This window comes from Zhongshania sp., from assembly GCF_047636175.1.
Taxonomy (GTDB): Bacteria; Pseudomonadota; Gammaproteobacteria; order Pseudomonadales; family Spongiibacteraceae; genus Spongiibacter.
In genome coordinates, this window is sequence record NZ_JBLIKC010000012.1 from 92804 (window position 1) to 117281 (window position 24478).

General features: G+C 49.2%; 15 protein-coding genes and 1 riboswitch. Of the genes, 11 read left to right on the forward strand and 4 right to left on the reverse strand.

Translation table 11 applies throughout. From position 1 onward, the window contains the following. Nucleotides 1-47 precede the first annotated feature (47 nt). From ACI955_RS09210 to ACI955_RS09220, 3 genes are all read left to right on the forward strand, one after another. The gene (locus tag ACI955_RS09210) at nucleotides 48-11018 is read left to right on the forward strand and encodes a beta strand repeat-containing protein (RefSeq protein ID WP_415243450.1); all 10971 of its coding nucleotides are present in this window, start codon (nucleotides 48-50) and stop codon (nucleotides 11016-11018) included. Nucleotides 11019-11416: 398 nt separating this feature from the next. Beyond that, entirely contained in the window at nucleotides 11417-12211 is a 795-nt protein-coding gene (locus ACI955_RS09215) for a SapC family protein (RefSeq protein ID WP_415243451.1), read from the forward strand. Between the two features lie 275 nt (nucleotides 12212-12486). Further along, nucleotides 12487-13278, forward strand: coding sequence for a SapC family protein (locus tag ACI955_RS09220; RefSeq protein WP_415243452.1), 792 nt, complete (start codon nucleotides 12487-12489; stop codon nucleotides 13276-13278). A gap of 102 nt (nucleotides 13279-13380) precedes the next feature. Here the strand turns inward: ACI955_RS09220 and ACI955_RS09225 are convergent, their stop codons facing one another. Continuing rightward, nucleotides 13381-14217 carry an REP-associated tyrosine transposase gene (locus ACI955_RS09225; protein WP_415243453.1) on the reverse strand — a complete coding sequence of 279 codons (837 nt, stop codon included), beginning with the start codon at nucleotides 14215-14217 and terminating at the stop codon, nucleotides 13381-13383. Nucleotides 14218-14463: 246 nt separating this feature from the next. Here ACI955_RS09225 and ACI955_RS09230 point away from each other — a divergent pair, with 246 nt between their 5' ends. Together ACI955_RS09230 and ACI955_RS09235 are read left to right on the forward strand one after the other, a co-directional pair. Further along, entirely contained in the window at nucleotides 14464-14670 is a 207-nt protein-coding gene (locus tag ACI955_RS09230) for a DUF6447 family protein (protein ID WP_415243454.1), read from the forward strand. Between the two features lie 502 nt (nucleotides 14671-15172). Next, a complete protein-coding gene (locus ACI955_RS09235) occupies nucleotides 15173-15298 on the forward strand; it encodes a hypothetical protein (RefSeq protein WP_415243455.1) in 126 nt (41 codons plus the stop codon). A gap of 391 nt (nucleotides 15299-15689) precedes the next feature. On the opposite strand, the gene ACI955_RS09240 is transcribed toward ACI955_RS09235, so the two are convergent. Further along, nucleotides 15690-16235: a hypothetical protein gene (locus ACI955_RS09240; RefSeq protein WP_415243456.1), complete on the reverse strand. Its 546-nt coding sequence runs from the start codon at nucleotides 16233-16235 to the stop codon at nucleotides 15690-15692. Between the two features lie 15 nt (nucleotides 16236-16250). After that, the gene (locus ACI955_RS09245) at nucleotides 16251-18128 is read right to left on the reverse strand and encodes a tandem-95 repeat protein (protein ID WP_415243457.1); all 1878 of its coding nucleotides are present in this window, start codon (nucleotides 18126-18128) and stop codon (nucleotides 16251-16253) included. A gap of 289 nt (nucleotides 18129-18417) precedes the next feature. Between ACI955_RS09245 and ACI955_RS09250 the strand changes: the two genes are divergently transcribed. The 5 genes from ACI955_RS09250 (at nucleotide 18418) to egtD (ending at nucleotide 23123) form a co-directional block, all read left to right on the forward strand. Next, entirely contained in the window at nucleotides 18418-19431 is a 1014-nt protein-coding gene (locus ACI955_RS09250; protein ID WP_415243458.1) for an OmpA family protein, read from the forward strand. 297 nt (nucleotides 19432-19728) lie between these two features. Continuing rightward, nucleotides 19729-19843, forward strand: a riboswitch (TPP riboswitch). A 138-nt stretch (nucleotides 19844-19981) separates the two neighbouring features. Further along, entirely contained in the window at nucleotides 19982-20188 is a 207-nt protein-coding gene (locus ACI955_RS09255) for a hypothetical protein (RefSeq protein ID WP_415243459.1), read from the forward strand. Between the two features lie 70 nt (nucleotides 20189-20258). After that, nucleotides 20259-20900: a glutathione S-transferase family protein gene (locus ACI955_RS09260; RefSeq protein WP_415243460.1), complete on the forward strand. Its 642-nt coding sequence runs from the start codon at nucleotides 20259-20261 to the stop codon at nucleotides 20898-20900. Between the two features lie 193 nt (nucleotides 20901-21093). Then, the gene (locus ACI955_RS09265) at nucleotides 21094-21945 is read left to right on the forward strand and encodes a TIGR03619 family F420-dependent LLM class oxidoreductase (RefSeq protein WP_415243461.1); all 852 of its coding nucleotides are present in this window, start codon (nucleotides 21094-21096) and stop codon (nucleotides 21943-21945) included. 215 nt (nucleotides 21946-22160) lie between these two features. Beyond that, nucleotides 22161-23123: an L-histidine N(alpha)-methyltransferase gene (gene egtD / locus ACI955_RS09270; protein ID WP_415243462.1), complete on the forward strand. Its 963-nt coding sequence runs from the start codon at nucleotides 22161-22163 to the stop codon at nucleotides 23121-23123. 8 nt (nucleotides 23124-23131) lie between these two features. Here egtD and ACI955_RS09275 read toward each other — a convergent pair whose 3' ends face one another. Continuing rightward, complete coding sequence (locus ACI955_RS09275; protein WP_415243463.1) at nucleotides 23132-23962, reverse strand: class I SAM-dependent methyltransferase; 831 nt, start codon at nucleotides 23960-23962, stop codon at nucleotides 23132-23134. A gap of 134 nt (nucleotides 23963-24096) precedes the next feature. On the opposite strand from ACI955_RS09275, the gene ACI955_RS09280 reads away from it, so the two are divergent. After that, a partial coding sequence (locus ACI955_RS09280; protein ID WP_415243464.1) for an ATP-binding cassette domain-containing protein occupies nucleotides 24097-24478 on the forward strand: 382 nt, incomplete at its 3' end.

The following is a 24478-nucleotide window of genomic DNA, read 5'->3' on the forward strand; positions in this document are numbered from 1 at the left end:
ACGAAACCGCTCGTCCAACAAATAATAACGGTAGCCAGGAGAAAAAAATGAAAGAGCTTGACAAGAATGATGTCATCGTAAGTGGTGTGGACGGGAATGCTGTTGATTCATTATCTACTGACTTGGCCGACCTAGTTGCAGCCCAAACAGACAGCGCAGAAGAAATTCAGCTAAGTTTGGACAAAAAAGAGAAAGAGCTGGACGACAGCAAACAAGTTGATGCTAAAGATGGCGTTGACGTTGCTGCAGCCGATAGCGGTCTAGCTGCTATGATTATGGCAGAAAGCGCGGGCTCGCCTTCTGTTGGCGGCGGCGGCGCAAGCGCGGACGGCGGTCTAAGCACAAATGGTAAATTGCTGATGGCAGCTGGCGCAGTGGGCGCCGCAGGTATAGCCGCAGCGGTTAGCGACGGTGGCGGTAGTGGTGGCGGTTCAGCAACGGATGGCGATAGTGGCCCGGTTGTAGACCCAGCGCCAGCCACTCCAGAAAAGTTCACTTTAAGAGAGGCATTCACTGCTTCTGAAACGATCGATGTTGAGCCAATTACTAAAAATATCACTTATATTGGCTTTAATCCCCATCTTCACGGTGAGTCTGGTGTCGACAATCAAGACGGTAACAATGCGTCTGACGCATTCCCTGATGAAGATGCAAATGCGCAGGGCAATGACAATAATCTGACCAACGAAGGTCCACTTGACGGCGGTATTCCGCTGTATGACCTCGATGCGAATTTCAACCCTGTTCTCTCAGGCCAGTCTTCGGCTGCCGTTGTGCAGAAAGGGCTCATGTCTTACATCACTGATTTGACGGGTGTAGACTTTGTACAGCTTGGACTAATCAATGTTGCCAATGGTGAAGATGCCGGCAGCACAGATCTCTTCCCTGATCTTTCAGATATCACCCTGAGAAACAATGCCAACGGCACTCAAACCATCACTGTTGTGTTGTCTGACGGAACCGAAAATACCGCAGAAGTTCAAATCAGTGATCAGTATTTCACACTGTTAAGCAACTTGCTGTTCGACTCTGAAAATAATCTTCGCCTGTACGAGCAAGAAGTTACTTTTTATCCGCAAGTACCGGTTACCGTTGACGGTGTTACTTTCTATCAAAATCTCGTCCAGTACGAGAGTGGCGGCGGCGTAAGAATGCCAATCATTCTTACTACCACCCAAAATAATGGTGGTACCGAGGAAAGTGGTCTGACCTCAGCGGGCGACGACCTGATTGAGGTAGGTCGTCTTGACCTGCTGCATGGCGCATACATTGATGGCGGCGCTGGCAACAACACCTTGGAAATCGACGCCAAAGGCTACTATGCGCAGCCTAAAGAGCTGTTGAACATCCAGAATATCTCTATTGAAAATCTGCCTAATGTTTACACCAATGGCCCAAATGCAGATGACACCACTTATCCTGATCTCGCTGACGTAAGTAACGGCTACACAAACTCGATTGTCGATCTGTCTCGTGCAGGCGGCCTTGAGTCTTTAACTATCAGTGAAAGCAACTTCCAAGGTCTTAGTGATAGCAGTCTCACTGCTCTTGCGGGTGACCTGACGGTTGCAGGTATTAGTGGTACTGCAACGCTGAACTTAGATGGCGCGTTCAGCAGCAATGATTACGCATTCCATTTCCGAGATACGCCTGATGAAGGTGTAAATCTGATATTGCACAACGTTAACTTTGACGATGGTGATCTGATTTTGGCGCATAATTCGCCAACGCTGAACATCGAGTCTGCTGGTGCCGGCAACGTGCTTGAAGGCACTGATTTGTCTGGTGATGGCGTCAACAGCGCTAACCTGACTACCTTGAATATCTCTGGCAGTGCGAAGCTGTATATCAGTGAATCAATTGCCGATGCCTTCGCAGAAGGTACTCCTGCAGTCATCAACGCCGCTACAAACACGGGCGGTGTTGACCTAAGTATGAACGGCTTTACCGATGAGCTAGTCTTCACTGGTACTGCTGAAGCGGATGATCATCTAACTGCCATCAGTTCATCTGGGGGTCGCAATGTATCCATTACCGGCGGTAATGGCAGCAATGAATTCAATGTTGAAACAGCTGGTGATATCACTATTACTACTGGCGACGGCGCTAACGAAGTTCGCGCTCTCTCAGCTAGCAACGATAGTACGAGCGGCAACGAGCTGGAAGGCACAGTAACCGTAACCGCTGGCGACGGCCAAAACGACATCTCAGTATCGTCTTCAGACGCGTTTGTAATTACTGCCGGCAATGGCGACAACCGCATTGAGGCTCAGGGTGGCACAAATGATGACGTAGCCGCCCTTCCAGTAACGGAGATAGACTTATCCGCTATCGTGCTGGGTGATGGTCATAACGAAGTTACAGCTGCGGGTCGATTGTTGGCAATCACAGCCGGCAATGGCGGTAATGAAATTGAAGTCCTCGCCAATAATCTGGAAATTAATTCAGGAACCGGCAACGACGTAATTTTTGCAGCTGCTATCCCTGTGTTCGCTGGGGTAGGTTATAAAAGCGCAGTAATCCGTATCGCTGACGGCGATAACCAGATAACTGTTGGCGAATATGAAAGCGTTGATGTCGTAACCGGCGCAGGCGATGATGCCCTGACCGTTGAGGGTGGCAACATCAACTTCGGTGAGAATGGCAGCGAACTGAGCGGCGCAACTGGTACCGAAAACGGCGAAGAAACCCTGATCGTTATCGACCTAGGCTTGGGTAACAACACCCTAACTCTGGGTATCGATGGGCGTACCGGAGGCGTAACTGCGGTTGATGGCTCGAGCATCACCGGTGAAAACATCACCCTGGTTATCAACAACAGCAGCGACCTAATGCGCGCAGACATCTCCGGTGTCACCGCGGTGCAAATGGGCGACAGCGATGTTCTAACTTTGAGCGTTACTCAGTTCTTGGCCATGGGCGGCTCAACAGCTTTCAGCTCCATTGGTTCGTCTTTCGGTGCTAATTCGGTTATTAACCTGGTTGTAGATCAAAACACCTCCCTAGATGCCTTGAATGTAGACGCTTTACCGCGCTCCTTTGACTTCTCCTTTGAAGTTATGGACGGCGTGACTCTGGTCATGACTGCCCAGCAATTGCATGAGCGCGTGACTAATCAAGGTGTTACCGCATTTGTAGATGCGAATGGCGATTTTGCCGAGGGTACTGTTCGTATCAATGATGGTGCTTTTAACTTCGACGAAAACGATGCTATGAAGGGTGGTTCTATCCATCCCGTGGCTCAAAATACGCTGAATGTATTCGTTACTGAGGGACCCAACGGTTATGCTCGTCCTGCGGACGTTGTTTACTTAACTCGGGCTTTAGTTGATACCGATACTGATGGCCCTGTGCTGAACCCATTCGCTACCGAAAACACTTTCCTTCGGATCACGGGTAACGCAGGTATAACATTTGAGGCTGTTGCCGGTGCGGTAGACGAGTTTGGTCAACCGAAGCCTAATGCGGGTGATTCAATCTTGCTGGGTGACTCTAATGGAAACGGCATAGCCGACCTTAGTGATGCTGAGTTCCTTATCGACTTCTCAAGTGTTGGCGGTGTAGTCCAAGGTCTAACCTTTGATAACTTTAACAACGTAACGGCTATTTACGGTAACGGCGGCGCTCGCGTTGATGTGAAAATGCTCGATGACGTGGCGACTAAAGGCGCAGGCCTCGTTTCTCAGGGCGTAAGCACCTTTGTAGTTGTTGATACTGTCGGCGACAATACTTTCTGGACTTGCTCAACCACGCAAGATCTGGAAGTCTTGGGTATCCAAGGCATGTTTGGTGACACCGTGACCTTCGGCAACACTGAGCGCGGCGTAGACTTCTTGATGGAAGTAGAATACGACAAGCAGGAAGGCTACGTGGTCGGTACTCTGAACGGCGAATTCGCACGACCAGGCGCAGACGCAGTAGTGAACGTGGTTGGTTTGAGTGCCTTGCCAGCTGGCGAAACTCAAATGGTCGCCGGTATTGATCTCGAAAATGCTGATAGCGTTACCGTCAATGTTACCGGTGGCAACACAGAGATTCTGACCTTCTCTAGCGACAACGGTTCTGATGCAACCTTGTCTTTAACAATCAATGCAGATGCCGATCTTGACTTCCCAGAGCTGTCAGCAGCGGTGGAATCTGTTAATGCTTCTGGCGTTGCTGGTGTGTTGACCACCTCTATTGATGCTCTTACCACCGATGCTGGTCTTGATTTCGTCGGTGCAGCGGGCGGCACTAACTTGACTGTTGAGAACGCTGGCGTTGATGCTATAGATAGCATTGGCGGTGTAGGTCCAATTGCACTGACTATTATTGATTCAGTTGATCTAACTGAAACTGCATTGACCAACGTTACTTCTATTACCTTGAGCGATGCCTCTGACCTGGCGCTGACTTTTGACCAGGCGGAAGCTATTGACGCAGCGAACTTTGCTGTTGCTGAAGGTGACGCAGCCGACCTGATGTTGGTGGGTCTATCTGACCAACTGTTTGCTCTGGCCAGCTACGATGTTGACGGCACCCTAGCTATCAGCCTGACTTTGGCCGATGACCCAGTGGTAACGCTAAACCCAGGTACAGATCTAACCGGTATTGCAGCGCTGGAGATTCCAGAAGGCACTACTCTTAGCCTGACCATGGAGCAGTTCCAGCAGCTGAACGGTAGCGGTACTCTGACTGGCCTTGGCAGTGTTGTTATTACTGACGTCACCCAAGCTTCTGTTGGTGTAAATGGTGAAGATTTAAATCTTGATGATGCGGATCTTGGTGTCGATAGCACCGTTACTCTGAATCTGGCTGAGTCTGTCGACCTGTCTGATGCTGATCTTATCGATGGTGTTTCACCTGCTCCATCTGTTGATACTTTCAATATCGGTGCTTTCGAACTGACGTTGGGCGACATTCAGGATGCTGACGGCGTTGCTGTTATCGGTGGTGTAGATAGCATCTTGAAATTTACCGACACCTCAACCGCTCCGTTCGAGTCTATCGATGCGTCGGGTTTCTCTGTTGACTTCTTGTTTTACACCAACACGATCACGGACGGTGGCAACCGTAACATCGATGACATTTTTGCTGGATTGGCTGGCAGTATCGAAAAAGTCAGTTACTTCGGTGAAGGCAATGTTGTAGCGATAGATCAAGTGGCGACAATTCAAGAAACTGTTACCGTTACAGACTCCTTGGCTTTCAACCCATCATCGCCAGGTGTTGAGCTGAATAGCCTGACTCTGAATATGCAAGGTGGTACTGAAATTGCCGGTAACCTGCGTGTTTCGACTGGTGATAAGTGGGGCGATACCGACGGTGATGGTTCTTTCGATGCGGACGAATTCGAATTGGTTCGTACTTACCTGCGCGAATTGACTATTAATTCAACAGGTGCGGTTGATGTAGAAAACCTGCTTTCTGGGGTTGCTGCTAACGTAATCACGGGTCACATCACGCCAGATAGCTTCATTGGCGGTCAAGATAACAATCTGTTAAGTCTGACCATCAACGCGGCGCAAGACTTTATTCTGGAAGGCGATGTTGTTCTTAACTCCAATGTTGGTGCTGACGGCGATAGCTTTGAGTCAAATGACATCGAAGACGCGACTGGAACTATCACCATTACAGGTACAGCAGACGTTACCCTGGGTGGTATTGACTCCTCCGATGTCGATGTAGTTTCAGTAGTTGTAAATAACACAGGTGCTGGCAACGTCTTTATTACTCTAGACGATGGCGATATTGACGCAACTGATGCACTGGCCTTCACTGGTTCTAACATCAATCTGACAATGGCGGGTGTCTTCGATCTGTCTAACGATGATCTGTCGGGTGTCAACACCATTACTCTTGGGGCTGGTTCAGACTTAACAGTATCGTTCAGCCAGCTTGTGGCTATCGGTGCTGCTAACATCCTGGGTGGATCAGGTACTGAAACACTGACTATCAATGGTTACGATGGCACGCTTTTCGACTTCACCAGTATTGATGTTGCTATCGAAAATGTTGCGCTAGTCTCCGACGGCAGTGATGTCACAGTGGATGCGGCTACCAACCTGACCGGTGTCGATAGTATTGATGCGAACGGCGGCAGTCTGACAATGACAGCTGCGCAGTTCCAGCAACTGGATGGCGCGGGCACAATAACCAATGCGGTCAATGTGACTATCACTGGTCTGACTCAGGCTGATATAGATGCTGGTAGCTTCGACCTTTCAGACGTAACCGCAAGTGCCGATGTTAGGGTTGAAGTGGCTGAAGATGTCAACTTGAATATAACTGACGATATTGAAAACGCGACTCGGGTTACTATTTCTGACTTCCACCTAGGTTTGGCATCACACGTCCAGGCTGATGATTTGGTAGTGAGTGGTGGCGCCACTTCTATCGTGTCTTTGCTGTTTGATATCGACTTCGGTGTAAACGGTGAAATCGAAGCCGCTGGTTACACTATTGGCACATTGCGCGCCATTGCTGAAACTGTGGCTGGGCTGGATGTTGAAGTCGTGTTCGATAACCTTGCTAGCAGCGTAACGCTAAGCCTCTTCGAAACAGCTGAAGAAGTGGGCTACGTTTCTGCAATTAACCGTATGGTTGTGATTGAAGATGGTGTTGCTGTACCAGGCAACCTGATCTTTAACGGTCAAGACGACAGCCGCGAAATCCGTAACTTGACGATCACCTTCGAAGGCGATGCCAACGATGGTCGTACTGCGGAAGAAGATCAGGACGGTAATCTGTTGGGTTCTGTGATTGAGGGCGACCTTATTCTTGATCGCACTCAGGAAGATCCTGATTTGACGCCGATCAAACTCAAGACGCTGACCCTGATCTCTCAAGGAGCAGGTGATAGCAATGGCATCGAGGGTGATATCAACCCATTCGATACCGATGGTGTAGGTCCAAATCTAGACAACAATCTGCTGAACGTTATCATTAATGCAGATTCTGAGTTCACCATTGGTGGCGATATCCTGTTCAGCTCGACTGATGCAGACGATGATACGGCTACCGTGACTGTAAACGGTGATGCCGATGTCTTTGTTCAGAAGTTAGATGTTTCTGACGCTGAATTGACTGACTTGGTTATCAACGTCAACGGTGCAAGCACACTGACAGTTACTGGCGCTTCATCAGCTATTGTTGGCTCCGCTGAAACTGTGACTATTAGTGGTACCGGTAATGTGGTGCTGGGCACAGTAGGTGAGGGTGTTACCGACGACACTATCTCGACTGTTGACGCCTCCGGCTTGTCAGGTGATCTGACAATGGATGACGTCACCGACGTCGACGATGCCGACTTCACCTTTACCTCAGGTACTGGTGTGACCACCATGACCTACAGTGATGCCGATCCTATTGTTGGTGGTGGTGAGCCCGGTATTACGCTGGACTTCACCAATGCCGCTGCGGGTTCAGAACTGCGTCTTGATGCGGGAATAAATGGTGCCGCTGCAGATTCGATCTTCAACGTGCTCGCTGGTGCGAATACCACCATCTACATTGATGCAACAATGGATCTGTCAGGCTTTGCAGCTTCACTGCCAACGGGTTCAACCATTGTGCTAGCCGATGGCGCTACGTTAACACTGACTGCTGACCAAGCTAATGGCCTGACCATTATCGCGGGTGATGACACAGGTGTGGCTGGATTCAACGGTGTTGTGAACATTGTTAACCTCACCAATGACACAAACCCAGATGATCCAAGTGACGCCTTTGATCTGAGCGGTATCAGTGCAGATGTTGCCGGTACCATCACTCTGGATCCAGTCATTGGCGATGCAGACGTTACTCTTGACAAGGCTACCGACCTAGGCTTCTTCAGCGTAACGCTGTACGACGAAAGCGGTGCTAACGATTCTCTAGCTGGTCAGACCATTCGCTTCCAGAATGTCGATCAGGCCGAGCGTGCCATTATTGTTACTGACACTGGCTCTGCCGCGTCTAGCTCTACCAATGTGGTATGGCTGTTCACCGATGATCTACTAGGCACGCCAGTCAACACAGATGATTACGATGGGTTGTTGGGCCGTTTGTTCCTAATGGCTGACTTTATCGACAACAATGGCGGTGACGTAGAAGATACCTTCACTACTTTGCCAAGCGCCATACTGCGTGTGCCTGCAGACAATCTGAATGCAGTGAACGTATTGCTTCTGTCGACTAGCATCTTCCGTACAGTTGAGATTGAGCATTTTGAAACTGTCGGTGACTTGATCTTTGATGACTCAGGCATCGATCCTGAAGAGCACATCCAAAGCGTTACCTTGCGCCTCGGCGGTGAAACAACGGTTGGCAACATCGTAATTGATGATGTCTTTGGTGCTAACGTAGATCCAGCTTCTGTGTCTTTCGACGGTGTGACCATTGTGTCTGAGCGCGCGGTGACAACAGACGATGCACTGGCAAATGAGAACTTCGTTAATGACAATGACGGTATCAACGAGTTAGGTGAATTTGTTCAGCCAGACAACATCAACACTGTTGGCAACATCAGTGTGGGTGGTGGCGCAGCTGAAATCGACCTGTTGACAGTGACGCTCGATACTGGTGATTTGACTGTGCTGGGTGACTCGTCCGCTGGTGAAGGTGCAGACCTAACCGTTGGCAATATTATCTTCGATAGCGAAGTGGCAGGTTCAACCGCCACTTTGGTGTTACAGGGTGCTAACAAAATCACTGCCGGCACCATCGACTGGTCCGACACTGAAATCACCACATTCACCATGAACGTGGGTAGCTTCACTGGCATCTTCGACCCAGTGCTCAATGCGGGCACCTTGGGCGAAACCTTCATTATCGAAGAAGGAGGGCTCTCAGCTGGCGTCGGTACCATCATTTATGATGATGTGACCGGTGATGAGTTGAGTGTGATCAACGCGTCAGGCAGCAATGAAAACATTACCATGAAGATATCCAATATCGACGGTAGTGATGACCTCATGAATGACGCCTTCACTTACCGCGCCTCAACTGGTGTCAATATCATATCTGTTGATGGAGCAACATTGGGAGACGGCGGCGTTTGGCACTTCGACTTTACTGGTGCTGCTACTCCAGATAGTACGCTGACGATCACTGACAGTACGGTCTTCACCCCAACCGCTGATCCGGCGGATCCGACCACGCTGCGACTGACTAACGTCAATCTTGTGATTGAAGGTGATTTAGACTTGAGCCAAATCACTCTTGATATCACTGGTGGAACAATTGTTGTGCCAGCGGGCCTAACGCTGACTCTATCAATCGACCAGATTGCTGATCTTCTTGCTGACGGTGTATCTGTAACCGGCAGCGGTACAGTCGTTGTCGAAGGCGAAGTTAATACCGATGTTGATACCAACCCGGATCTGGATTTAAACTTTATTCGAACGGTGGGCATAGATCTGTCGAATCTGACGGATGCCGGTGTAGCTCTTACACAATCCTTCCTAGTCGATATTAACTTGAATATCTCTGGCGCGATCAATGATGGTGGTTTCCTTGTAGGCTTTAACGTGGTCGGCTCTGACTTTAGCGACGACATTTACGGTAGTATTCTAGATGATACCTTCACCATGGGTCTCGGTGATGATGCTATTTTTGGTTTCAACGGTGATGACACATACATTGTTGATGCTGGGGTTGACAAGACCTCAAATTTGGGTGCTGGAGCTGATGTGCTGATTGTCCAAGCAGGCGCTGAACTTGACGCATTGGTGTCTGGCGTTAACTCCTTTGTAGCAACAAATGAAACTAGTAATGACGGTATCGCGACGATCACTGCTCGAGCTGGTCATGGTGATGCTACTATCGATGTATCGCTAGCAGGTGGTGCTAACGGCTTTACGCTGGTTGGTAACCCTGATGATGCCTCTACTTTGGTTGGTAGTGATCAAAACGACGTGATTGTTGATGGTGACGATCCAACTGTTGCTCAAACAACTGTAGATATACTCACAGGTAATGGTGGAGATGATACATTCCAGTTTGCTGTTAACTTGGGTAACACTACAGTGTTGGCGCAAAACACAACTCAGGTGAACGTCGACCAAGAAACAATTACTGTTACTACGGCAGAAACAACAGTTACTGGTGATGAGGTGTTGGTGGTTGCATACACCATCAATGGCGCAACATTCAGTGTTTTTGTTGATCTGACTGCTGGCTCTGGCTTCGACCCCACGGTTGATACAGATATTGCTGATGCAATTGCTGCTGCGTTAAACGGCAGTGGCGCCTTCATAGGCTCGGCGACTAGGGTTGGTAATGTGGTTACAGTTACGGCTGATGGTATCCGCAACTTGGAAATCACTGGTATTGACGCAGGTAGTAGCACCAATATTGATGAGATTGTATTGACTCCGGGCGAAGGTACTGACGTTGCGCAGGTCACTGAGTTGACTTCTACGGGTGACCCAACTGATTTTGACCAGTATTCTGTTCTGGCAACTTTGGCTGGAGGCGGTACTACGATAGCAGGTGCAATGATTGCGTTTAATGACATTGAGACAGATGTTGTGAACGAAATAGCAGTTGACTTCAATAGCAATGCAGCTCCAACCACGATCGGTGTTACTGATTTTCTGGATGCCGATAGTCTTGTGCTCTTTAGTGATGAAGATGCCGATAATGGTGGCTTCACACTTGAGCTCGACAGCACAGCGGCCTTTGGTGGTTCTAGTTCAACGGGTGTGATTGCTGATTATCAAACCTTAGACATCATCACTGACTTTACTAGCGGAGAAGATTCTATCTCCTTCGGTCTATTGGTCGGTCCGGGTAATTATGCAGAAGCTGCTGAAGAAGCTAATTACGCAGATGCGCTTACAGCAGCAAACTTGGCATTTGATGGCACCCTACAGTACTACTTGACCTCGGCAGCTGAGTTGGATGGAGATAGTGATCCTCTAACTGGACTTGTTCAAGGTCAAGAAGGAGCCGGTATCCTGTTCGTTGATGCTAACCTTGATGGATCAGCTGATTTAGCGGTTCTGATGTTAGGTATTGAAAACACTAGCTTCATAGGGACTGACATTGTTGCATAATTGCTAAACTAAGTAGTCTGACCGCTGTTAAGGCGGTCAGATAAAACATAACCCTCAGCTTGTGCTGGGGGTTTTTTTTAGACTTTTTCCGGGAAAAGAAGGGAAAGCGGAGAAGAGTTCGGTCGGAGAAGGGGTCAGGTCTATGATTTGTGGTTGTGAGTTCGTCGCAGCGGATATCATTGCCTGATTGTAGAGCCTAGTATTCTGACCGCTCACAAGGCGGTAAGACCTAAAGATTCCAAGCCTCTGCCTATGAGGAGGCTTTATTTTTCGATGTTTCTCTGTTTGGAGTGGCTTAAATAATATGAGGCCAACCTTGATTGTCCTATTGTGTGCAAGCCTCTTCGCTATGCCGTTATAATACTAGAAGACATTTCATTGCGTAGTAAGGAATCATCGTGCCACAGCTGCAAGCCGTAAAATCTTCCCTACATAGCCAATTTAGCTGGTTACCCTTTAGCCACTATCTCTTTGCCGCCGCCGACAACGTTGTGCCGCTACTGGTAAATGAATTTAAGCAAGCAAGTGCGGTGTCGCCTATTGCTTTCAGCAAAACTAAAGAGGGATTTAACCCCGTTTTGATGATGGGTTTAAAAGAAAAAGACAATTTATTGGTTACCGCTCAGGGAGAGTGGCTGGGGAGTTATGTGCCGGCTTACTACAGAAGTCACCCTTTTTGCATGGCTATAAATCAACGTGGAGAAGCGCTGCTGTGTTTCCACCAAGATTCAGAATGTGTGCTAGATTACCTGCCGCCGGAAGGGATGGGTAAGCACTTTTTGGTGGAAAAAGAGTTGTCGCCGGAGCTCAGTGAAATTAAAGATTTTTTACAGACAGTAGAAAATACCCGCATGGCGAGTAATGCGTTTTGTTCCAGCTGTGAGGACTTGGGTTTATTCATCCCCTGGAAAATAGAGCCCAAACCCGATGCCGAACCGTTAGCAATCAATGGTCTTTACTGTATCGACGAAAACAAACTCAAGTCCTTACCGGTCGGGCAAACAAAATCTTTAGTAGATAGTGGTGCAATGGGTGCAATGTATTACCACCTAAGTTCTTTGCATCTTATCAATCACCTAGTACTGTTAAAGGCAAAGCATGAAGATGCTGCTGCCAAGGAAATAACTTCTTCGGTATCCCCAGATCTCTTCACCAGTGCCAGAGATAACGATCTCGTCGACTTAGACTGGTAAGCATAAAATTGAAAGCGGGCGGGAAGAGCGGTGCGGGAAGAACTCCGGTCTATGATTTGATTGTTAGGTGAGCCGGTTGAGCGCTAGCGCTGGGGAGAAAACGCGCGGGCGTTTGCTTGCGACAATTACGATCTGCGTAGCCGTACCGCAGGCTGCCGGATCAAATTACATTGCTCGAAACGCTGCTAAACTTGCAGCTAGAATAAGGCGTTAGACTCAGTCGCAACGCCTTATAATCTGTGCTGATTTATTCATTTTTAAATTGGGTATTGCCCGTGCCGCAATTACATGCCGTTATTTCTTCTTTGCATAAACAACATTACTGGCAGCCCGTTAGCCATTATCGCTTTGCAGCAAAAGATATCTACGCCCCGCTTACCATCAATGAATTCAAGCGAGCGGCGACTGTCTGCCCCATTCTTTTTTTGAAAAAAGACGGCATTTACCAGCCGGTGATGTTGCAGGGGCTGGATAATCAACAAAATCTTTTGGTAAACGACAGCGGTCAATGGATTGCCAGCTATGTTCCAGCCTACTATCGCAGCCACCCTTTTGCTTTTGCGAAAAACGAGGCCGGTCACTCCGTGCTGTCTTTTTATCATGACTCGGAATTTGTCGACACCTACTACACGCACGGTAGCGCGGCTCACCCGTTTTTTGATGGCACGACTCTGAGCGCAAAAACAGAAGAAATTTGCGACTTTCTTATTAAGATTGAGTCCAATTGGCTTACCACTAAGGCCGTGTGCGAGTCGCTTCAAAAAATGGATTTGTTTCGGCCCTGGTCCTTCAGCGCTGTGATGGGTGAGGAAAAACGTCAGATATCCGGCTTGCATTGCATAGATGAGACAAAGCTTCGAGCGCTGCATGGCGATGCTTTGTATGAATTGCAATCGACAGACGCGCTTCGTGCTATTTACAGCCATCTACTTTCCACACAATTGACTGACCGATTATCAGAACTGTACCAGTCTCGCCGCAGCCAAAGAGACGCCCCTGCAGATTCGGTATCCCCAGATCTCTTAAGCTGTGTTAGAGATAACGGCCTCATCGACTTAGATTTGTAAGCACCAAATTGAATGAAGCTGGAAGGGGTTAGGTCTATGATTTGAACTGGAAGGGGTCAGGTCTATGATTTGTGGTTTCGAAGAAACTGGAAGGGGTCAGGTCTATGATTTGTGGTTTCGAATAATCCCGCCTATTGTTGAGTAATGTAACCCAAAATGGTCGCCGATTGTCTTGAGAGTAAATGCACCGGTTTTGTGAGCCATTATGATAGCCTCATTGCGGCAAGATGCAGGTTTGTCGATGTCCTCTAAGGAAATGGGCACTGGCTGGTGCTGCGGGGCGGGAATTTCAGGACTCTTTGCGCTTTCGTGTATACGCACTTTCATTTCCGCGACAAACACGTCGTCACCGAGAAAAACCTGTCCTTGAAGCCCTTCCCACAGTTTTTCAGATATGCCTGCCCCTACAAACTGCTTGTATCGCGCCACCGCCAGGCTCGCCTTAGCGGAAAAAGCATTGAGTAACTGCCGAGTCTCCAGATATTCCGGGGCGACCGCATTACCGCAAGTGCCGTGATAGCTGCTCCATGGCCAGTCAGTCACTTGCGCCACCATTTTGGCGCGGACCGGGTTTAAGACAATATAGCGAGACACCTGAAGAAAATAAGCGTTCTTGTCCACCAAGATGGCTTTAAAGTGCCCTTGAAAAACGTGGCCCACTCGCCCATGTGCGCGATTGAGCCGTTGGGTATATACGCCGTTAAGCTGGCGCATACCCTGTGAAAGGGTGGCATCAATGGTTTCAATCAACAGGTGGTAGTGGTTACTCATTAGACAATACGCGTGGCAACGCCAGTGATATCGCTGGCAAACGTCGCCCAGCAAGGCCAAAAACATCTCCCGGTCGTCATCGGTTTCGTAGATATTTTCGCGGCGATTACCGCGAGAAGTAATGTGATAAAAAGCGCCTGCAAACTCAAGCCGCAAGGGTCTAGACATCAGCGACAACCTCCGTGTTGGTCACTATTAAGCTCAGCATAGCAAAGCAATTTGGACTCGACAAAACCTACTCTTGTCACAAATCATAGAACTGACCCCAATCCCTGCACTTGACTTCAATCCCTGCACTTTTAGTTTATAATGGCCTTGATAAATTAGGCTCTGACCCCATTCTTAATTATAGGGCCGGTTTGTGGCGATATGCTGGCGATCTCGGATTCAATGTAACCTTTTATGGAAATGCTCATGACTGATAAAGCACAAATGGCAACGATAGACGGTAAAGAATACGCCTTAGATTCTCTGACTGATGTGGCTAAGAATCAATTGATGAATGTGCGTGTTGCAGACCAGAAAATTGCCAACCTGCAGCAAGATTTGGCGATGTATCAAACGGCGCGCAACTCCTACGCTAAAGTGCTTAATGAAAATCTGCCTAAAGATTCAGAATAAATTCAACGGCGCGGGGCGGGCAACACTGGTTTGCCCATCGCTTCCCTCAATACTGCCGCCTACCTCATAATTCTTGTTATTGCCTTCTGGCCCGCTCCCCTGTCTTGAGGGATGTTCTAGCGATCTAAATCACCTCGCCTAATGCGATTCTGTTGCTCGTTAAAAACGAGCGCAAGCTTGTTAAATTGATATCGCATAGCGGCATCGATTGGGCCGCAATTAGCTGGATTTAGAATAAAGACATTTACCAAACTGGCGATCCCCTAGCCATCAGTGCGGCTCTACTGGCCTGTGACGATGACGGGAGTTCTAAATCTCCTATCCCTTTCCCCGTTAGTGCATCAATAAACTATTTAGGTCTCTGTCGTTGGGCCAAATACTGAATGCACTGGTTACGATTTCTGCGGCAGACGGCGTAAGCTAGCTAGCGACAGGAAATGTCGGGGGCAGCGGGTTTACAAGCCTGTGTGATGTCACGGTAACCTATTTGGGGCGCGAGCAAGTGACCGTGCAACCCGGGACATGCGAAACATATAAATCCCCTACCGCCGAAGGCAATGGAGTGTCGATGCAGTGGATGGGGGTGGGCAATGGTATACCGGTGATGGTGATGAAAGCGTTTTGGTAAGCGCGTCTGCCAACGCGAGCCCTGTTTCCGGACTCAAATGGTATTTGTCGTCGAATAAGCCCCGATTCGGTGCTGTTTTATGCCTGAGAGTAGAGTGCGAAGACACGTCTGAGCTTTATGTGATTCGGCCTTGGATGAGTAAACGGGGCGAGCGCAACATTTGACAAGACGTCAATATTGCTAAGATCTAACGGGGCTGTTGCGTAAGAGGTCACCAGTTACTTAATAAGGTGTTATGAAGTAGTGATGCTAAGTGAGTTCCAAATCTTTCTGAGCACTATAGTCTGCTTGTACAACCCACATTGTTAAAACGCTGCGGATGCCTCGCTAAATAATGCAATACCGAATCCAGCTTTGGTGTGCAAATAGGTGTTCTGTTTTCTGACGGCACTTAGTGTATAGCCAGCGACGGCTTTGCGCGTGTGCTGGCGTCAGCGGGGTCGACCCACGGGGGAAAGGGAGTTGTTGGCCAAAGTGCTATTTGATAGCAACGCAGCAGCACACATAGCCACTGCCTGATCATGACGCTGGGGAGCGGCAGAGCGATCAAATTGTGTTGATGATCGACAAAACGGAGTTCTAGGGCATTGCCGTGGTGGCTGATGTTAACAGTTTCTGGTAAGACGTATGCGTTGCTATTGGGCCGCGCAATAGGAGTTTCTGGTGGGTGTACCGCATCCTGCGCTGCAGACTGGGCAAAACTGTGCAAGGCGTTGGCGTGTTCTGACCCACGGTATTGTGGGGCATCGACAGCTTTGATTAGCTCTGGTATTAGCTGCTTGAGTAGGCGCTGGGTTAGCCATATTGCGGTGGTGCTCCGCGCCTTGTCGCGCGGTTCACCAATAAGGCAGAGGCGGTCTTCAACTGGCCTAAACTCGGTTGTGAAGCGACCAATCTTTAGGGCGGTTTCGGGCATGTTGACCACATTGATGCGCATGGCTATACCAGTAATTTAAACCGTAATGGCATTGGGGTCGTCCATAAAGTCAAAGCCGGCTAAGAGGTTGCCTGCTAGGTCGGCAACGCTGTTGTCGGCGATTGCCAAGTCAATGAGGCTGCCATCAACAAGGTCTGCCTGAAAGCTAAAGGTCGCGGTATTGCCATCGATGCTGTCTAGTATGGCCGCGATACTGTTGTCGTCCTGTAAGAAAGTGATGCTGGTGGCATCTAAGAAATCAATGGCCTCAGAGAAGGTGAGGGCGACAGTGTCGTCGTCAGCGTTGGCGATAAATTCCGTCAGCGTGGGACTGCTAAGGTCAACAGTGACCGAAAGCGGGAGTGAGCTTGCCAGTATGCTCCCGTTTTGACTGGCGGTGGCGCTAAACTGGTAGCTGCCCTCATCTAAGTCGCTTGTTAGGAAGCTGTATGTGCCAGAGTTTTCACTGTCCTCGGTCGCCATGCCTAAGGATTGCTCTCCCGATAAAATCTCTACGTCAGCCCCTGTAGCGCTAGTGACAATTAATGTCATGGCTTGCACTTGGGTAAGGCCGTCGTCGTTAGCGGCACCGCTGTCATCGGCGGCGCTCAGTGCCAATGTGGTTTCGACGTCGTCGTCAATAATGGTGCCGGTGACGATGAGAGGGGCGGCTAGTTGCGTGCTGTTGAAGGTCAACTCAATCGTTTCATCGCTTTCACTGAGAATGTCGCCAAGTATATTGACCACGTAATCTACGGAGGTTTGTCCAGCGGTCAGTGTGACGGTTTCGGCTAGGGGCGAAAAATCTTCTTCGGCGGTCGCGCTGCCGCCACTCTGGCCGACGCTCAGTATCAGATCCTCTGGCTGGGCGCTGTCGATAGTGAGGGTAAATACCATGGCGGTGGTATTTTCTGCGCCTTCATCAACGCTCACATCATTTGCGGTCACGGTTAGTATGCCTTTCACATTGACGGTTACGGTTTGTGTGCTTTCGCTTTCACCGTCGCTGACGATGATCTGAAAGCTGTCTTCGCCGGTAAATCCGGCATCGGGGGTATAGGTAAAATCACCGTTTGCATTCACCGCATCCACACTGCCGTTTTGCGGGGCGTTGCCACCCTCACCGACGCTAAAGTTGAGAGTGTCGTCGTCAATATCGGTGGCCTCAACATCAAATGCCAAGGCGATGCCGGTTTTGGTGCTTAGTTCGCGGTTGGCGGCAACTTGGGGGGCGTCATTCTCTGGTGTGACTGTAACGTTGACTGTAAGGGTGTCAGTGGCGCCGGAGGGGTCGCGAACTGCGATGATAAACGAGTCGTCGCCGAAGAAATTGTCTTCAGGCGTGTAGATGAATTGCGCGTCTTCGTCACCTTGGGTGATGGTGCCGTTGGCGGGGTCGCTCCGGCTAAAGCTGAGTGAGTCTCCCTCGGCATCCTCTACGTCGACAGTAAAAGTGCTGCTGCCATCCTCGGCCACCGAGTCCAGTGTCAGGGTGTCGGTACTAAACTGCGGCGCGGTGTTGTTGGGTGTGTTGTTGCTATTACCCTCACTGTCGTCGTTGTCAAGGGCATCAAGCCCTGTAATCAGGGCAACGCCGCCGAGCGTCCATACCCATCCCGGCAAGCTGTCGTCATCTTTTAGGTAGTCGGTCACCGGGCGTGGGCGTGCGAACCCGTTGTCGTCTAGTTGCTCGACGTTGGCATCTGCCGCCGGACTTTCTGCTGCGCTGTTGGCTGCAAGCGTGTCGGGAGTTTCTTCGGGTTCTTTATCGTCCTGCTGCTCTTGCTCTTTTTTTTGCTTTAGCGGATCGATGTTGTCAGTATCAGGAAGATCGGCCTGAGCGGCTGCGGCGACGTCCAGTGGCATGCCTTTCGCTGTTTGTGGGCTGTGTTGAGTGTTTGCTGGCGTGTCCATAGTGTCTCCGCTGGGGCGTAAACCGGCGGGCTGCGTGCCTAGGTTGCCTATTTTTTACGCCATTTTAATTGCGGGAGATAGTAGCAAAAAAACTGTGATAATGCTTGCCGAACCCCGTTTAGATCGCCACTTCTCCCTTTGGACAAGACACTGGATGTGGGAATGCGCTACTAATTTTAGGGATTATTAACTAAGATATGGAATATGTTGCTGATACTAGCAGGATAAAGTGTAAGGTTAGGCTCGATATGGAATTTTAACGCATTAATAAATGATAAAAAGGGATGCTATGCGATATTTAGGACGTGTCTTACTTCTTTTGGGGTCGCTAGCTGCGGCATCAGGTTTAATAGCTCAGGAGCGACAGTGGTATATTAATGGCGGAGTTGGTTATCAATTTTTTGATAATGATCGGGATTTCGACGACACCTCTGCTGCAGTGATTGGCGTAGAAGCTAAGCTTACTGATAACTGGGGTGTGGAGCTGGCGACGATTTACAGTGAGCCAGACAACAAAAATAACAACAGCAGTTTGGATGGCCAGTTTGTTTCAGGTAGTTTGAGCTTACTTCGCTATTTCAACGTTAATACTAACTTTGTACCCTATTTGGCTACGGGAGTGGGGTCGGCGGTTATTCAGTACGATAACAACCCTGTTGATGACGAAGATGAGTACACTCAATATAACTTAGGCGGTGGTTTTCGCTACGCCTTAAGTGAGAGTTTATCGCTGCGTACTGATGCTCGCTATCTGCTAGACGACGATAATGACTATACCGGCGGTTTAGTTTCGATAGGCTTAAGTTATGCCTTTGCATCTGATAGTAGGCCTGCTGTTGCGCAAGTAGATACTGATGGTGATGGTGTCATTGATCGCAATGACCGCTGCCCTGAAACACCTGCTGGTCGTCAAGTAGACGAGTTTGGTTGTGAATTTGTGCTTAAGCAAGCTGAAAGCATTAAGTTAAAAATTAACTTTGCTTACGACTCTGACGTGGTTCCTGCCGCGTATATAAGTGAGCTGAAAAAAGTGGCTGACTTCATGAGGAAGTTTGGGGGTGTTAGTGCTGTAGTTGAGGGGCATGCCGATAGTACTGGTTCTGATGCGTACAACAAGAAGCTTTCTCAGCGCCGCGCTGATGCTGTTCGAAATGCTTTGATCGGTAACTACGGTATTGCAGAAAACCGTTTGAGTGCGGTGGGTTACGGCGAGGAGCGTTCGATTGCCGACAATAAAACAGATGAGGGTCGACTTGCAAACCGTCGTGTTATTGCGGTAATGCAGTCTAAAGCGGTTGAGTAAAGTCTGAGTATGAAGGCGGCTTTCGGGTCGCTGTATCGCTAATAAACCCCAGTGTATGCTGGGGTTTATTGTTTCTGCTAGGTGCAATTTCTTATTGCTCTTGTTTCTTAATTCACACTTTATTAATAAGCTTGCCCATCACTGATGGTGTTACGTTAATCAGTGCGTATTTATGTTTATTTTATCGGCGCCGCAGCTATTCAATTTACCAACTGTTGAATCAAGACCGTTAGAGTCCTTGGTAAGAACGCTCTACTTTATACTTCTTGCTAGCCTATTCCCTTAACCGTGCACTATGCATTCTTGTCGGGGTGTCCGCGCAGGTTTTTTGCGCAATGTGGCTGAGATCGTTTTGAATCGCGTATTACCTGATCTGGATAATGCCAGCGTAGGAAACAAGGTCTTTTCAATATGAGGCTTGCTGCCTTGCGTTGATTTTGGCGCCGATCTGAATTTCAATCTACGCACCGATCTTATTTTCTCCCTTTGGTTTTATTCTTCAAATCAATCGTTTAAACGTTTTACGTTTCTGCGTGAAGAGGGAAAGATTATGAGTTCATTGGACTATCCATTACTACGTGATACCGCGCGTGTAGACGCCGCTTCTGTAGAGCCGTTGCCTGGCTCATGCAAAATCAATGTTCAAGATAGTCGGGCTGATATTAGAGTAGAGGCGCGTGAAGTCAAACTTACACCGGCGGCAGTAGAGTGTGCGCTAATCGGCGGTAAATCTGGTAGCCCGCTGTCTGCGTACTGATTATTCCGATCGTTCCTCGCGTACTATAATGTATGTGTCCGGGCGAAAATAAATAACAGAGTAGAGTTTTATGCTAAAAATTCACCACTTGGGTATGTCTCGTTCAGATCGCAGTATCTGGTTGGCAGAAGAGCTGGGTTTAAAATACGAGTTGGTAAACCACACTCGCAATCCAAAAGCCTTTCGAGCACCGCAGTCTTTATGGGATGTCAGCCCCATGGGTAAGGCGCCAGTGATTGAGGATCGGGGTCAGACTATTCCTGAGTCTGGAGCCATCGTCGAGTATCTTCTCGATAATTATGGTGAAGGCCGTTTGCGACCTGAGCGCGGTACACCGGCGCACATCGATTATTTACACTGGATGCATGCGGCGGAGTCGACCTTAATGCTGCCGGTAATGATCGATATGCTCAGCGGTATGACGGCGGCAGACTCACCGGGCTTAACAGGCTTTTGTGACGGCGAGTTTAAAACCGTTTTCACCTATATGAACCAGCTGCTTGCTGCTCGCGATTATATTGCCGGTGAGTTCTCTGGTGCCGATATTATGGTGGCCTTCCCATTAATGATGGCGGAATCACCCATGTTTGCACCTCCCGGCCAGGACAAGGGTCAGGCGTTTATTGCCTACCCTTCGATTCAAACGTATTTAAATCGTCTGCGTGCTCGGCCCGCTTGGGTGAAAGCCGCAGCGGTTTTTAAGGCCGCTTAAATCTGCGTCACAAATTAGAATGCCGCCTAGGGAGCGATAGTAAAGTATCCCGGCGGCCTTTTTTATTAAGCCGCCTAAGTGTCTTGTCTCCAGTTAGTTGGTGCATTATTAGCCTCATCAAAGTGGGGTATATAAGCGGTTACAGCGGTGTTTTAAACTCTAAGCATATGAAATAACAAGAAGAGGCGATCATATGCATCTCGGCTTTAGCTCAATGAACACCGTCAATGATCAAGATCCGGCAACGCTGGCACGAATACTGGAAGACGCGGGCTTTGAATCACTTTGGTATGGTGAGCACAGCCATATCCCCCGCTGTCGAACCACAGCGTACCCCCCTGGCGGTGAGTTACCTGAACCCTATAAAGAAATGATGGACCCTTATATTGCGCTGATGGCTGCGGCCTCTGCTACGTCTACCTTAAAATTGGGAACCGGTATCGCCCTCTTAATGGAGCGGGAGCTATTTTCTCAGGCCAAGACCATCGCAACCCTCGATCGGCTGTCGGGTGGCCGAGTCATTATCGGCACCGGTGTGGGCTGGAATCAGGAGGAGTTTGAAAACGTTACCAGCCTGCCGTGGCAGCGTCGCTATTTGGCCATGAAGGAAACCGTGGCGGCAACGCGAGTATTGTTTAGCGACGCCGCCCCAGAATATCACGGCGAATTCATTGATTTTGATCCGGTGTGGTTTGAACCCAAGCCCCTGCATGTCCCCGCCATGGTGTTCGGCGCAATGGGCCCCTTGGGCGTAAGACATGCCGCGCAATGGGCGGATGGCTGGATGCCCGTTGACGTTGCCCTGCCTGACGTTGCCGCATCCATTAAAGACTTCCGCCGGCAGGTGAGTGACTTTGGCCGCGATCCAGATTCAGTTGAAATTACCTTAGTGATCATGGCAGAAGTCACCCCAGACTTACTTAAATACTATCGCGACTGCGGTGTCAGTCGTTGTAATATTGGCGTAGGTATGCAAAATTGGAATAAGCCAGACATTGTTACGCCGATGATTGAGCAGTACGCCAACATCATTAGCGAGCTATAAATAAGATTATCAGCGCCTGCCAATGCACACTCAAAGCGCCGTTTTAGGCGTGGACAGATGCTGTGGCGCAGCGGTTCTTGTTTGAGCCTGGCGGCTCATATTCGCTTTACTTAGCGAATGTTTCTCTATCTGCGTGATAGCCGGCAATGCTCTGACAATAAGCTAGCCGCGGATATTTATCTCTACTATTTTATGCGTCAGGATTAATATTTTTTATGAATTTATTTACTGCCCAGAAAATTGAACAGCCTTTCGATGAACTCACTCAGGTTGCGCAAGAGGTCATCGCCGGGCTGTCGCAGTCGCCCAAACAGGTCTCACCGAAATATTTTTACGATGAAAAAGGCTCCGCGTTATTCGACGCTATCACCGAACTCGATGAGTACTATGTGCCGCGGGTTGAGAAGGCCATATTGGTGGATAATCGCGCCGAAATTTGTGCCGCTATCGGTTCTGGCATGACGCTGGTCGAACCCGGCGCCGGCTCCTGTGAAAAAATTCGCTGGTTATTACCTGAACTTGATCTGGCCGCATATATACCCATGGACATATCGGGTGAGCATCTGCAGGCCAGTGCGGTATCACTGGGTGACGATTACGCTGAATTAAAAATTACACCACAGGTCTGTGATCACACTCTGGGCATAGATATACATCTTGCTGCGGATGATGCGCCGCCGGTATTCTTTTATCCCGGTTCATCGGTTGGTAATTTCGAGCCAGAAGCGGCAGTGCAATTTATGCGTGCTATGCGTGCGCAAATGCAAGATACCGGCGGGCTCTTGATCGGGGTAGACACAAAAAAGGATGCAGATATTTTGCATGCTGCCTACAACGATTCTGCGGGCGTCACCGCACAGTTTAATATTAACTTGCTGGACAACCTTAATAGCTTACTTGAAGGCGATATCGACACCGACAAGTTCGTGCATCATGCGCTCTATAACGCTGAGCGTGGTCGTATCGAGATGCATTTGCGTTGCACAGGAAGACACTCGGCGCAATTGGCTGGACAACAGTTTGAGTTCGCCGAGGGCGAACTCGTCCACACCGAATACTCGTATAAGTATCACCCGGATGAGTTTATTGAGTTGGCCAGATCCGCAGGGTTCGCGCCCGTTAAGGTGTGGCAAGATGATGACCGCTGGTTTGCTGTAATGTATTTCGAACCGGTTTAATAATCCGGCTAGATTATAAAAGCGTCAACATTATGCGGGAGCCAGCGCATTTCACCATCGAGGTGAGACGTTGCCTCAAGGTAGCTGAATATCATTGTTCGTAGGCCCGGTGGTAATTCCCCGGTAGGCGCCTGCGCGATAAAGTCTGCAATACGAATGCCCTGCTCAGATTCGGGCGCGCAACACGACGTGATATCCAGTTTTGCCTTGATACGGTGGCGGTCGAAAGCAACGCCACGTTTGTCGAGATGCTTGCTCAGGTCTTCACTGAACCACGTTGAACCACCGTTCTCCATCTGCCAAAACGAGGACGAAAGTTCATTCAGGGTGTCGTTCGAGGCAATCAGGATGATGAGTTTGCCAGATTCGTTGACGAGGTTCAGGGCCTTTTCGATCGCTCGTTCGGGATCATTCATATAGTAGAGCGAGTGCACCATGAGAACCCGATCGAAGCGACGCTGCTCTGTGTATTTTTCGAAGTTAGTATTGAGCGTCTCTACTCGGATATTTTGATCGCTTGGCAATGCCATGCTAGCCGTGAATCTTTCACACTGTTTGGAATCTGGCTCAAGTCCGACATAGGCAATGGTCGAAGCCTGCTCCTTTGCTGCTGCAAGAATCTTCACGTCTAGCTCACCTGCGCCGCACCCGATACTCAAAAACGAGGCACTATCCCTAGGTATTTGAGGAATTACATGGTTTGTGAACCATTCCAGAATCAGCTTTCGCTGACTGCTGGCGGCCTCATAGGTTTGCAGGCAAGCTGCATAATGGTGCCCCTCCAGTGGTATAACATCATCTAGCAGCGCCATTTCTTGGCGTATGTTTTTAATATCCATATTGACTTTAAGTTTTTCCTAAATCAGGTTTCGCTTTGTATTTAATCTTGCGGTAGTGTCTATCAAATGTATACCGAAAGCGCCCTATTTCAATTCAGCCGGCATTAGCCTGCTATTTCTTGGCCGGCCAATCAATGCTTGAACTTAACCAAATTTCCAAGAGCTACGCCGATGTCAGCGCACTTGAGCGCTGTGACCTGTCCATTGCTTCCGGACAGACGACAGTGCTGATCGGTCCGTCCGGCTGCGGAAAGTCGACCATATTACGGTTAATTATTGGCTTGCAAATACCTGATGAGGGTAGCATCTATTTTGGTGAGCAACTGCTCGAACCAGCCCGCCTCCCTGAGTTGCGTCAGCGTATGGGCTACGTGATCCAGGATGGGGGTTTATTCCCACACCTGTCTGCACGTGACAATGCCGCACTGATGGCGCGCCATTTAGGCTGGTCTGATGAGCGTATTGCAACGCGTATTAACGAGCTGGCCGAACTCACACACTTCCCCACCGATGCCT